Here is a 12,705-nt window from a genome sequence, read left to right as displayed (position 1 = left end):
ACAATATTCACTTTCTATTAGGGGGCGACTTAAGTCGCCCCCTAATAGAAAAATTGGAGAGTTTGCTGTTCAAAGCCTAAGCCAAAATTACTCTTCCTCGTCTGGTAATCCTTTATAATGAGACTCTTCAAAAATCTTCTGGGCATTTGTTTCCTTCATCAATTGTTGAATCGTCAGTTTATCATTTTCGTCAAAATATTTTCCTACAATTCGCCAACCTAGCCAACGACCGATTCCTCCTGGACAAGATGCTCCAATCTCAGGCGTTGTAGGTCTATCCATGATATACTTTGCTTTGATAGGGTCTTCATTGGTGTACAATAATTTATTATCAATAAAATGAGCCCAAATATCTTTTTGGAACGTATAACAGTCCGTCAGTTGTGCATCTGAATAACCAATAAACAGGCTGTCAGCCTTTGATGGCATCATCGTATGACCAAAAACATAACTTTTTCCATACCAAACCATATCTGCTAATAACGATTTTTCAGAAGGTTTGGTTGCATTGTATTTGGCAGAAAGTAAAAGCACAGCTTGTGGCACAATAGCATGAGGAGAAGCTTTCCTTAATTGATAGTCATAAATGTCTGGTAAGAATTTCCCTTTTTTCCCCATGAAATAATCTAGTCCGATAATAATTAAAGAGTCCGAAATTATTAATTCTGGACTACTTAGGATATCCTGCGCAAAAAAACCTGTAAAAATTGTAATAATTTTAGGCTCTTTGAAGTCAGGATAATAATATTTCAGGTGCTGAAAAGCTTCTTTAAAATCATCTTCAAGCTCGGTATTTCCAAAAAAAGCTGGTTCTTGAGATTGTTTATAAAAGTCTTGAAAAGCCTGATTGGTGATTACTGGGAGTAATCTTTCAGCTAGTTTATCAAAGTCTTGTGGTAAAACTTGAAAGTAAGTACTCACAAAGCTTTTATGTGCATTGAAGAAATTTATTAACTGATTTTTGTCTTTACACGCAAGTAAATCTTTGTCAAGTCGTTGAATAGCTACATTTACTTTTATCGAACTAACGTCGGGTTCAGAAGAACTATCTTGTTCGGAAGTACAAGCAAAAACTAAGCTTGAAAAGAGGAGGATAATGTAATATTTATACTTTTGAAGCATAAGTTTTTTAGATTAATAGTTTTAAGCAGTAGTATTCGTCTAAGTTTCAAAACCATATTTAACAGTACAAAATTATGAAGAAAAACGCATTTTTAGTCCTTTTTATTCTGTTGATGATAACCAGAGGTTACGCTCAAAATTACGGATACGGTTCTGGATATGGCGGAGGGTATCGTAACGGACTATATAAATTAAAAATAGGGTTTAAATTTTCACCCACTATTACACTCAACGAAGTAGATGCTTCAAAGGAGTTCCGTAGTTTTGATGCTTCGGGAATCAACCTGAAAATGAGCTTAGGGCCTGTGATAGATTGCTATTTTGCCGAAAAATATGCTTTTAGTACGGGACTGTGGTATAGTGTCAAAGGAGTTAGTTATGCTGTTGGAAGCAATTTTTATGATAATGATTTGTTTGGTACGTATCCCCTCACTGCTGATGAGCATATAGGAAATAAAGCGGCTTATAACCTGCAATATTTACAAGTACCCGTTACACTCAAGATTTTTAGTGATGGAGTTTTTTCAGATACACCTGTTTATTTACAATTTGGAGGTACGTTCGATTTAAAAATTGCCGAAAAACCCATTGATAGAACCTCCAATCCACTTTATCAATATAGCCAGCGTGTATCAAATCAGCCAGATGTTTTTAGTTTGGGAGATATCAATCTGTTATTAGGATTTGGGATTGAAAAGCGGATAAATGGTGGAGACGACTCTTTTATATTTGGCATTCAATACCAAAGAGGCTTAACCGAAATTAATCACACCAAGGGGTATAGCAATTTAATTACTAAAAATGGGCTAATTTCTCTAGACTTAGGCTTGAAGTTTTAATACTTCTCGGCCTTGAATTCAACGAGTTTTTTGTTTTTTATTTTTACGACATACAAATTGTCATATTCGCTCTCTGGAATTATTTTTAGGTCAAAGTTTGCACCCAAAAGCCTAACAATTTCAGGAACAGTATTCGAATGTCCAATAATTAGAATATTCTTACGAGGCTCAACTTTATCCAAAAAATGGGCATTTCTAGCGCTATAAATAGTGGTATCTATTTGATTATTGATTCGTAGAGAGTCGCCAGTCTGTTGTACTCTTAGGTATTCAGTAGCATAAATTTTAGTGATTTTTTCATTCGCTAAACGCTTGGCAAGTTTACCAGCACGTTGATGCCCCGAAGTACTTAAAGGACGAAAATGGTCATCACCTTTATAGACTAAATCTTTCTCTGCATGGCGTACCACAAAAACTGTAGAGACTTTGCTTGTACAAGCAGACAAGAAGATAACAATTGCTAAAAAGGGTATCCATTTTTTCATAAGAATAGTCAATGAGAAATATAAATTTGGAAATCGGATGTCAGCTGTCGGCTATCAGTTTTTAACAATAGCTTTTAACGATTGTAATTTACCTAAAACCAAAAACATAAAAAAGGGCTTCTCGGTTTAAAACCTAAGAAGCCCTTTGTATATTTCAACATCTATTTGAATTCAATCACTTCTGGCATTAAAGCCATGATACCTTCACGGGCTTTCAAGTCTTGAATTTGTTTTACGTAAGGTGCTAATTCACCAAATTGTGCTTTCATTATTTTAGCTTGTGCTTCTTCCTCTTTTTTCTCGAAAACCTCTTCAAAGAAAGATTTTGGTTGTGGATAAAACTTCGCTTTATAATCACCATCTTTTAGTTTTGCTTTTTTCGCTGCAATCTTAATCGCATCGTCCAAGCCTCCTAATACATCTACCAAACCATTCGCTTTTGCTTCTATTCCCGACCAAACGTGTCCACCTGCTAATGATTTCAATTTCTCAATCGTCATTTTTCTACCTTTTGCCGCTTTAGAAGTAAAGGTTTCGTAGCCTGCATCTACACTTCTCTGAAACCAATCTTTTTCAAAATCAGTCATTTCACGCGTAACTGTTGGGAAATCAGAATGAGCATTCGTATTTACACGGTCGTTGGTAATACCTAATTTATTCTTCAAGAAGTTTTCAAAGTTGAAAAACTGAGCAAAAATCCCGATAGAACCTGTAATAGTCGTTGGCTCAGCAACGATAGTATCAGCCGCCATTGCCATGTAGTATCCTCCAGACGCTGCGTAGTCTGCCATTGAAGCAATCACAGGTTTTACTTTTCTGGTTAATTCTACTTCACGCCACATAACATCAGAAGCTAATGATGAACCCCCTGGGCTATCAATTCTTAATACAATGGCTTTTACTTTTTTATCTTCGCGTGCTTTACGAAGTTCAGCTACCCAGTCGTCAGAGCCAATATTTCCTTTATCTGCTTTTGCTCCGATAATTGCTCCTTCACCTACAATTACGGCAATTTTGTTTTGAGACTCGTTAAAAGGAATAGCAGATTCTGCTTTTAAGAATTTTGAAAGACCTACAAAGTCAATTTTATCTTCTGTTTCTTTCTTTAACTTCTTCTTGAAATCAGCCTCAAATTCATCGTAATATCCCACATCTGTCACCAATTTTGATGCTAAAGCTCCTTTAGGTTTGTAGGCAATTAATTCATCAGCAACCTTTTTCAACGTTGCAACGTCGATGTTTCTTGATTTTGCAATTTGCTCAAAGATATGATTGTTGATACTGTTTAGTAGTAATGAGTATTGTTGCTTATTGGCATCACTCATGTTTTCGCGTAGATATGGTTCAACCGCTGATTTATATTCGCCTACTCTGAAAACTACGGGCTTGATATCTAGTTTATCTAAAGCACCTTTATAAAAACTTACTTCAGCACTGATACCGTTAAAATCCATTCCGCCCGCAGGGTTCAAATAAATTTTATCAGATACCGAGGTAACATAATATCCTTTTTCAGTAAATGATTCGCCGTAGCTATAGATAAACTTTCCAGATTTTTTGAAATCTAACAGCGCATTGCGGATTTCTTCTAATTGAGCATAGCCTGCCTGAGGGTAATGTGCTTGTAAATAAATCCCTTTGATATGACTATCAACGGCTGCACGTTTCAAAGCCTCTCTGATTTGAACCATACCAATGCTTTCATTATTGTCCATGAATGCTCCACCTAAATCCTTGAAAGGATTTTCATCGTCGCTAACATTTTCAACAATGCTATGATTGAGGTCTAATTTTAAAACAGAATTATCCTTAAGCGTAGTTTCGGCTTTAGAAGAGCCAACTGCGGCAGCAATACCAATAATTATAAAAAGGCTAACAATAGAGAAAACTATTAATCCGACTATGGTAGCTAAAACATATTTAAGAAATTGTAACATGAGTTTTCGTTTTGGTTTTAATACTTACAACCTACAAGATTAAGAACTTTTATGCTAAGTCGTAAACCCAAAAATAAATTGACTTGTTTCCAAAAAAAAGTTTATGTGTTCAATGGAGAATTGGCTTGATAGGAGGGTGTATTAAAGAAAACAGAAATCCAGAAAGGATTGTTATTGACAAAAGTATTTGTCATTTCGTAAATTTGTATATTTGTAACAAATGGAAAAATTCGGAGATATAGAGATAAGAGTTATTGGTAACTATGGTAATATCAAGCTTTCACCAGAAAGTTATGATATAAAGGAGATTTCTTTGCTTCTGCAAAATGTTGAAGATTTACTCTATCCGATTAATAAAAAAGACAGACCTCTAATTAGTTATAATCTTGAAGAAGGTTCGGTAAGGAATGTCTTTAGAACTGGTCTCCAAGCTATCATCAGTTTAAGTGCTGTTTTAACTCAAATCAACAATGTTAATTCAATAGACTTTTTAGAATTGAAAACAGCTCAAGCTATTGAGAATATTCAAGCATTATCAATACAAAAGAACTATGAATTTGAGTTTAGAACTTCATTAAAAAAAGAAAATGAAGTAGAGTTAAGAATTACCCCACAAACGAGTTTTGTTAGAACAAAAAATATCTGGGTAGATGCAGAGCTATATTTTTATGGCACTCTTACCAATGCTGGCGGGAAAAGTAAAGCTAATATTCATATCGATACTCCAGATTTTGGCTCTTTAACAATAGATACATCAAAGACATTTTTGGAGGGTCAAGAAGAAAATATGCTATATAAAAAATATGGTGTCAGGGTATACGGAAAACAAAATATAGATACAGGCGAAATTGATAAAAGTACTTTAACGCTCTTGGAGTTAATAGACTTTAATCCTAAATATGATGATTCATACCTCAATGCTTTAATTGGTAAAGCAAAAAAGAATTGGAATGGAATTGATGCAAATGAATGGTTATTTAATTTAAGAGGGACGTATGAATTATAGTGTTTTGTTAGACACCAGTTTCTTCATTAGATTATTAAATGATGAAGACCCATTACATACTAATGCAAGAGGGTATTTTAAATATTTTCTTGAACAAGGAGTTATCTTAAAAATATCTACTATTTCTATAGCAGAGTATTGTGTTTTGGGTTCAATTAATGAGTTGCCTTTAAAGAATATTCAGATATTACCATTTAATTTGAATCATGCTAAAAGAACAGGAGAGTTTGCTAAGATAGTTTTTACCGAAAAGGGTAAAACAAGAGAAGAATTAAAACCTCGAACTGTTATACCAAATGATTCCAAACTTTTTGCTCAGTCAGATACTGAAACGTCAATCAATTATTTTGTGACTTCTGATGCTCGTTCGTTGGCAATCTATAATATCCTTAAAAACGAAACCAAATTGAATTTTCACATTATAGATATTAACCATTCTCATAGTGAAGTTTTTGGACTGCTAGACCTTAAGTAATTAATTCCTTTCTACCTAATTCCCTCAACTCTCTATCCTTTTACAGCTTTAGTTCCTACCTTTGTAGTATGAATTATTTATCAGCAGAAAATATCTCGAAAAACTACAGCGAAAAGTGGTTATTTCGTAACATAAATTTTGGTATCTCGAAAGGAGATAAAGTAGCTTTAGTCGGACAAAATGGAGCAGGTAAAACTACTTTAATGAACATTCTGGCAGGATTGATTCCTTCTGATGAAGGAACTGTAAGTATCCGTAAAGGTATTTCAGTAGGATATCTTTTCCAGAATCCAGATTTTAATGAGCAATTAAGTGTAATGGATACGCTTTTTACTGGCGATTCTCCAGCCAATCAAGCCTTGAAAATGTATGAAAAGGCGATGGAAAATCCAGAAGATTCAGACCTTTTGTCGGATGCTTTAGAAATGATGGATAAGCACGATGCTTGGGATTATGAAAGTAGGGTAAAGCAAATTTTAGGTAAACTAGGTATCCATGATTTCGAGCGTAAAATATCTCAACTTTCGGGCGGGCAACGCAAGCGTGTTGCCATGGCGAAAGTATTGATAGAAGAGCCCGATTTGATGATTTTCGATGAGCCTACCAACCACTTGGATTTAGAAACTATAGAATGGTTGGAACAAACGCTTTCTGCTCAGAATATCACCTTGTTATTGGTAACTCACGACCGTTATTTCTTAGACAGAGTGTGTAATAACATTGCTGAATTGGATAACGGAACGATTTATCCTTACCGTGGAAATTATAGTTATTTCTTAGAGAAAAAAGCTGAACGTGAAGCCTCGGAAGCTGCAAGTATTGATAAAGCAAAAAACACGTTAAGGACAGAATTGGAATGGATGCGTCGCCAACCGAAGGCTCGTGGTACAAAAGCGCAGTATAGAATTGATGCTTTCCATGAGTTGAAAGAAAAAGCTTCGCAGTCTAAAGATGACTCAAAAGTTACTTTGAATGTAAAAATGTCTCGTCAAGGCAGTAAAATTCTTGAAATTGAGGGATTGAATAAAGGATTTGGCAACCAAAAGATTGTAGAAAACTTCTCTTACATTTTCCAACGTAAAGACCGCATTGGTATTATTGGTAAAAATGGCATCGGGAAATCTACTTTCTTGAATATGATTACGCAAAACCTAAAGCCAGACTCTGGTAGCATTACTACGGGTGAAACCGTAGTATATGGTTATTATACCCAAGGCGATTTAGATTTTAAACCGGGCGATAAAGTAATTGACGTTATCAAAGATATTGCGGAGGTAGTGACGGTAGGAACGGGCGAAACCATTTCTGCAAGCCAGTTTTTAACGCACTTCAAATTTGAACCAAAGGTTCAATATGCAGCGGTTGATAAACTGTCTGGGGGAGAAAAAAGACGTTTGCAATTGATGAAAGTACTTATCAAGAACCCCAACTTCTTGATTCTTGATGAGCCTACTAACGACCTTGATATTCAGACGTTGAATATCTTGGAAGATTTCTTGATTGCCTTTGGAGGGTGTCTATTATTGGTTTCTCACGACCGTTACTTTATGGATAAATTAGTTGAACACCTTTTTGTATTTGAAGGCGATGGACAAATCAGAGATTTCCCTGGAAACTACACTGACTATAGAGAATGGTTGGAAGAAAACGAAATTACTTTAGGCGAAAAACCAAAAGTAAAAAGCGAGCCAGTTTCAACGAATAATCATAAGCTAGAACCTTCTGTTCAGGTTTCAACGACGAAAAGGAAACTTTCTTTCAAAGAACAAAAAGAATACGAAGATTTAGGCAAAGCCATCGAAAAAGCAGAAAAAAAGAAAGCAGAATTAACGACACGATTAAACAATGGCGGTAGTTATGAAGACTTAACTGCTTGGGCAAAAGAAATAGAAGAAATCAATAATGATTTGGATGAGAAAGAATTAAGATGGTTAGAGCTTTCGGAATAAGGTAGGGGCTGTCGGATTTCGGAGGTAAGCTTTCGGATAAAATGGGGGTACAACTTTTAACGTTGTACCCCCATTTTTTTGATATAGCATTATTACTAAAATCCCTTATTTTACTGCTGTCAATTCAATCACTACACTTGTTCTTCTGCGTGTAATATCTGGATTGATACCTACATTCATTAAATAATCGCCAGAGTAAACAAGCTCTTTTGCTAAGCTAGACTTCGTATCAGGATAAATATTAATTTCCTGAACCTTGTATCTTTTCTTAGGGTCTAATCCTTTTAATTTCACAGGCGTAATACTGAATACTTGGTCGTATCTGTTGGTAGTTAAGTATGAAAATACTACCGCATGGTCATGTTGTGCATTACTAAACATCAACGAAGCATAAGGATTCTCCCAAGGGTTTTTCAAACGATACAAATCACCATGCCAGATAACATCACTAACATTCTTATAATTTGCCAAGGCTTGTTGACTAAACTGTAAATCTTTTTCAGATAACTCACTTACGACAATATCATAACCCATTTTACCCATCATCGCTACGTCAGTACGGTATTTAATACCTACTTTACTCCAATCTGTAATATGGTTACACTGTGCGATAGCGGGATAAAAATAAGAATATTCCCATTGTAAAAATACTCTTTCAAGTGGGTCGGTATTATCACTTACCCAAAATTCCGTAAAGTATTTTAAGGCTTCGTAGTCTACTCTACCACCTCCGCCAGAGCATAACATCATAGGTACTTTAGGATATTTAGCCCTGATTTTTTCTAATACTTTATACAACCCTCGGACATATTCTACATACAAATGGGTTTGAGGTAACCCCTTTTTCTGTAAATATTCTGAATGAGCATTATACGTTACCGCGTTACAATCCCACTTAATAAAAGCAATCTCTGGATTTTTAGTAAACAAGTTATCAATCACACCATATACAAAATCTTGTACTTCTGGATTCGACAAGTCTAAAGGCAATTGATTTCTAAAATATTGCTCTGGACGCTCAGGTTCACGAATGACCCAATCACGGTGTTTTTCATATAATTCAGATTTCGGATTTACCATTTCAGGCTCAACCCAAATCCCGAATTTAATGCCTGCCTTTGTGGCTTCCTTTACTAAATAGCCAATGCCATTCGGTAGCTTTTTGCGGTTTTCTTGCCAATCGCCCAAACCTGCATTATCGCCATTTCGTGGGTATTTGTTAGCAAACCAACCATCATCCAACAAAAACATATCGACGCCCAACTTTTTGCCATCTTTGAATAGTGTTGTAAGTTTAGGCTCATCAAAATCAAAATAAGTAGCTTCCCAGTTATTCAGCAATGTTAGTCTTGAACCTTCACCATCCAAAATCCTGTATTTTCTAGCCCAGTTGTGCATATTCCTACTGGCTTCACCTTTTCCGTTATCAGAGAATGTAAAAATAAAAGATGGTGTTTTGAAATCTTGGTTACTAGCCAGAGAGTACTCAGAGGCAAAAGAATTGATACCAGCCAATAAACGAAGATTATGATAAGTATCCAGTTCAAAATCAATCTTGAAATTACCAGACCAAGCCAATGTGCCTAACAATACTTTTCCGTAGTCTTCTGTAGCAGGTTTATCAAACGACAACATAAACGTAGGAGGCTGAAATAAATTAGCTCTTGTACCTAACTTAGAATCCAACGTTTTGATACCAGCCGTTAGCTTTGTTTCTTCTGGCTTCATTTCCTTTGCCCAACCTCCATGATAGTGATTGAGGTAATAATCATCTGCCATGAAATACAAATTGGCAGAAGCATACTTTTGTAAAGTAATATTTTTAGCTTCTTGATGCTTGATAACAGACCATTGCTCGATGACATTCTCTTTGAAATAGGTCTTGTAAAAAAGCCTAACTTCTACCGCATAAACAGGATCTTTTAGGATAATCATTGTCTGAGAAACATTCTCGTCAATTTTTGTTACTTCATGGCTTACGTATTTTAGCTCTAATGAAGTGTTGCCGTCAGCATGTTTTACTTGAATAGCAGGTTCTACTAAATTCCAAGTACCACTAGGCGTGTAAACGGAGTTGAAAATCCCCGAATTTTCATCGCTGATTTTATATTCCTTAGAAACAACAGGATATTCTGAGGCTTGAGCGAGTTTCTTGCCGAAGAATACTGTTCCGAGACGATTTTCTTGATCTGTTTGAAAAACCAAGGCGTTCTGAGCCGTTTGAATAGGAATAGTAACAACGGGCTTTTGGGCTGAAAGACCAAAGCTGATGAGAAAAAGACCTAAAATGATATAAAACGTTTTCTGAGAGTGATTAAACATATTATTGTTTTTTAATTATTTATGCCAAATTAAATCATTTTATATACTTGAATAACCAATCCTATCATGAAATATACTTAAACTTCATTAGATTTCTGAGAGTATTGCCTTTATGCTCTCAACAACCATAATACATTTAAGCATGAAAAAAATTAAACAAAGCTCTTTTATCTTTCTGTTATGTTTAGGTACAGCTTTACCTTCTTTGGCACAGCAAAAGTTTCTTCATTCAGAAATGCTTCATACGGCTCAGCCAGATTACCCTGTGGCTTATACTACACCTAAAGTAGAGGAGGTTACCCAGTTGCTCAATAGAGTACATAAATATTTGGATGCCGTAACACCTACCAAAGTAATTAGCAATACGACTAAAAAGGAGATTACAGATTTTTCTAAAATAGATACTAGTGCCGTTGTAGAAAGAGGAACTTTTAGCTTAACTAGCTACGAATGGGGCGTTACTTACTCAGGAATGTTGGCAGCTAGCGAGGCTACTGGTGATGACCGCTTTAATGAATATACCCGTAAAAGAATGACTTTTCTAGCAGAGAAAGCTCCTTATTTCAAAGAAGTATTAAAGCAAAATCCAAGTAGTAAAGGGCTTCGTCAGGTATTGATGCCACATGCCTTAGACGACTGTGGTGCGGTGTGTTCTGCTATGATTAAGGCAACCACAGGGAAGGTCATCAAAACAGATTTACGTCCTTTGATTGATAACTACATAAATTATATCAGCACTAAAGAATTTCGCTTTGCTGATGGTACGTTAGCACGTAACCGTCCACAAGCCAATACGCTTTGGTTAGATGATTTATTCATGGGAGTGCCTGCATTAGCACAAATGGGTAAACTAACAGGCGATAATCGTTATTTTGATGATGCTGTTAAACAAGTTTCTCAGTTTTCGAAAAGAATGTTTAATCACCAGAAAAACGTATTTATGCACGGTTGGGTAGCTGATATGGAAACGCATCCTGAATTCCACTGGGGACGCGCCAACGGTTGGGCTGTTTTGACGATGGTTGAATTATTAGATGTTTTACCAGAGAATCATGCAGGACGTGCAGAAGTATTGACATTGTTAAAAGCCCATGCAAAAGGCTTGGCTTCATACCAAACAGGTAGTGGTTTCTGGCACCAATTATTGGATCGCCCAGATTCATACCTTGAAACATCGGCAACGGCTATTTATGCATATTCGTTTGCTAGAGCCATTAACAAAGGGTGGTTGGATGCTAAAGCGTATGGCCCAGCGACCTTATTAGCATGGAATGCTGTAGCTACCAAAGTAAATGCAGAGGGGCAAGTAGAAGGGGTTTGTGTAGGTACAGGAATGGGTTTTGACCCAGCCTTTTATTATTACCGTCCAGTGAATGTTTTGGCAGCACATGGTTATGGTCCTGTGTTATTGGCGGGTGCAGAAATGCTAAAGTTGATGAAATCTGGAAAATATACTATTAACGATAGTGCTTTGCAGTACAACAAATAATAACAGTCTATTTTTATCCAAGAGCCACAAATTGAGTATTAATCTCAATCTTGTGGCTCTTTATTTTTATCTTTATGTGCAATGTTAATCTTTTGTTAATAAAATACTTTTCACACAAAAGGCTCGTTTCCCTGTCAAATCAAATTAAACAATCAGATGAAAAAATTAGCTAAACTATTAATGCTCGTTGTTCCTTTCGGACTAGGAGCTTTTGCAAGCACTGCACAACAAGTAATCGTAGAGAAACCTCAACCTAAAAAAATTGAAGTAACAGGAAGTGCAGAACAAGAAGTATTGCCAGATGAAATATATGTATCTGTAACGCTCAGAGAGTACTTTAAGGACAAAGACAACAAAAATAAAGTGGATATTATGACTTTAGAGAAACAACTCCAAAAGGGTGTTGAAGAGGCTGGTATTGCGAAAGAAAACTTTACTGTAGGAAATATCAATGGCTATCGTGAATGGTTTGGTAAGAAAAAACCAACGATATTTTTAGAAAGTAAAAACTATGTCATTAAGGTTTCTAATCTTTATAAAATCGACGGAATCATTGCTAAGGTAGATGATAAGGGCGTTGCCTCTACTAATATCGAACGCTTTGAATATTCTAAAATAGAGCAATTAAGAAAAGAGATTAAAATAAAAGCCTTGCAAGCGGCAAAAGATAAAGCAAAGTATTTACTTGAAGGAATTGGCGAGCAATTGGGCGAAGCATTAGAAATCTATGAAATAGATAATGGATATGCCCCTGAACCGATGTATTCAAACATGAGGATGAAATCAGCAAGAGTAGAGTCAGCAGACGCCATGCCTGAAAGTACTATTGATGTACAGAAGATTAAAGTGAGATATGAGATGAAGACTGTTTTTAGAATTAAGTAGACTTTCTCAAGACGCAAGATGTTAGACGTTAGACACAAGATTTTAAGATAATTGTGTTTAGGTAAATAAAAGAGACATCTAAAGTCTTGTTTCTAAAGTCTAGAATCTTGTATCTAACATCTAAAAAAAAACATTTTAATAGCACGATTCTCACGAGTCGTGCTATTTTTGTTTATAAACTAACTTCTTCAGCAAA

General features: G+C 35.7%; 10 protein-coding genes. 6 read left to right on the top strand and 4 right to left on the bottom strand.

Annotation, left to right across the window (positions count from 1 at the left end):
• Window positions 1-87: 87 nt before the first annotated feature.
• On the bottom strand, window positions 88-1,122 hold the full coding sequence (gldB, locus tag AC07XN_RS03270) for a gliding motility lipoprotein GldB (RefSeq protein ID WP_494742018.1): 1,035 nt from the start codon (window positions 1,120-1,122) through the stop codon (window positions 88-90).
• A 74-nt stretch (window positions 1,123-1,196) separates the two neighbouring features.
• Between gldB and AC07XN_RS03265 the strand changes: the two genes are divergently transcribed.
• Window positions 1,197-1,961, top strand: a complete 765-nt coding sequence (locus AC07XN_RS03265; protein ID WP_494742017.1) for an outer membrane beta-barrel protein — start codon at window positions 1,197-1,199, stop codon at window positions 1,959-1,961.
• Here AC07XN_RS03265 and AC07XN_RS03260 read toward each other — a convergent pair.
• Both AC07XN_RS03260 and sppA read right to left on the bottom strand, forming a co-directional pair.
• Complete coding sequence (locus AC07XN_RS03260; protein WP_494742016.1) at window positions 1,958-2,446, bottom strand: SixA phosphatase family protein; 489 nt, start codon at window positions 2,444-2,446, stop codon at window positions 1,958-1,960. The genes AC07XN_RS03265 and AC07XN_RS03260 overlap by 4 nt on opposite strands.
• Before the next feature lie 161 nt (window positions 2,447-2,607).
• The gene (gene sppA / locus AC07XN_RS03255) at window positions 2,608-4,383 is read right to left on the bottom strand and encodes a signal peptide peptidase SppA (protein WP_494742015.1); all 1,776 of its coding nucleotides are present in this window, start codon (window positions 4,381-4,383) and stop codon (window positions 2,608-2,610) included.
• Between the two features lie 220 nt (window positions 4,384-4,603).
• Between sppA and AC07XN_RS03250 the strand changes: the two genes are divergently transcribed.
• From AC07XN_RS03250 to AC07XN_RS03240, 3 genes are all read left to right on the top strand, one after another.
• The gene (locus AC07XN_RS03250; RefSeq protein WP_309924695.1) at window positions 4,604-5,389 is read left to right on the top strand and encodes a hypothetical protein; all 786 of its coding nucleotides are present in this window, start codon (window positions 4,604-4,606) and stop codon (window positions 5,387-5,389) included.
• On the top strand, window positions 5,379-5,864 hold the full coding sequence (locus AC07XN_RS03245; RefSeq protein ID WP_494742014.1) for a type II toxin-antitoxin system VapC family toxin: 486 nt from the start codon (window positions 5,379-5,381) through the stop codon (window positions 5,862-5,864). The genes AC07XN_RS03250 and AC07XN_RS03245 overlap by 11 nt, the downstream gene beginning before the upstream one ends.
• Before the next feature lie 68 nt (window positions 5,865-5,932).
• The gene (locus tag AC07XN_RS03240) at window positions 5,933-7,813 is read left to right on the top strand and encodes an ABC-F family ATP-binding cassette domain-containing protein (protein WP_494742013.1); all 1,881 of its coding nucleotides are present in this window, start codon (window positions 5,933-5,935) and stop codon (window positions 7,811-7,813) included.
• 105 nt (window positions 7,814-7,918) lie between these two features.
• Here AC07XN_RS03240 and AC07XN_RS03235 read toward each other — a convergent pair whose 3' ends face one another.
• A complete protein-coding gene (locus AC07XN_RS03235) occupies window positions 7,919-10,135 on the bottom strand; it encodes an alpha-galactosidase (protein WP_494742012.1) in 2,217 nt (738 codons plus the stop codon).
• Window positions 10,136-10,277: 142 nt separating this feature from the next.
• On the opposite strand from AC07XN_RS03235, the gene AC07XN_RS03230 reads away from it, so the two are divergent.
• On the top strand, window positions 10,278-11,624 hold the full coding sequence (locus tag AC07XN_RS03230) for a glycoside hydrolase family 88/105 protein (protein ID WP_494742011.1): 1,347 nt from the start codon (window positions 10,278-10,280) through the stop codon (window positions 11,622-11,624).
• 156 nt (window positions 11,625-11,780) lie between these two features.
• A complete protein-coding gene (locus AC07XN_RS03225) occupies window positions 11,781-12,509 on the top strand; it encodes an SIMPL domain-containing protein (RefSeq protein ID WP_309924559.1) in 729 nt (242 codons plus the stop codon).
• Window positions 12,510-12,705: the final 196 nt, after the last annotated feature.

Source organism: Arcicella sp. GW458-12-2-14-TSB2, assembly GCF_059423785.1.
The sequence above is the reverse complement of the archived record's forward strand: the minus strand, read 5'-3'. Positions and strand labels throughout refer to the sequence as shown.

Bases quoted from the DNA above. Each gene is read 5' to 3' on its own strand.
- AC07XN_RS03245 (WP_494742014.1), top strand. From the start codon at position 5,379: ATGAATTATAGTGTTTTGTTAGACACCAGTTTCTTCATTAGATTATTA.
- AC07XN_RS03230 (WP_494742011.1), top strand. From the start codon at position 10,278: ATGAAAAAAATTAAACAAAGCTCTTTTATCTTTCTGTTATGTTTAGGT.
- AC07XN_RS03240 (WP_494742013.1), top strand. From the start codon at position 5,933: ATGAATTATTTATCAGCAGAAAATATCTCGAAAAACTACAGCGAAAAG.
- AC07XN_RS03260 (WP_494742016.1), bottom strand. From the start codon at position 2,446: ATGAAAAAATGGATACCCTTTTTAGCAATTGTTATCTTCTTGTCTGCT.
- gldB (WP_494742018.1), bottom strand. From the start codon at position 1,122: ATGCTTCAAAAGTATAAATATTACATTATCCTCCTCTTTTCAAGCTTA.
- sppA (WP_494742015.1), bottom strand. From the start codon at position 4,383: ATGTTACAATTTCTTAAATATGTTTTAGCTACCATAGTCGGATTAATA.
- AC07XN_RS03265 (WP_494742017.1), top strand. From the start codon at position 1,197: ATGAAGAAAAACGCATTTTTAGTCCTTTTTATTCTGTTGATGATAACC.
- AC07XN_RS03225 (WP_309924559.1), top strand. From the start codon at position 11,781: ATGAAAAAATTAGCTAAACTATTAATGCTCGTTGTTCCTTTCGGACTA.
- AC07XN_RS03235 (WP_494742012.1), bottom strand. From the start codon at position 10,135: ATGTTTAATCACTCTCAGAAAACGTTTTATATCATTTTAGGTCTTTTT.
- AC07XN_RS03250 (WP_309924695.1), top strand. From the start codon at position 4,604: ATGGAAAAATTCGGAGATATAGAGATAAGAGTTATTGGTAACTATGGT.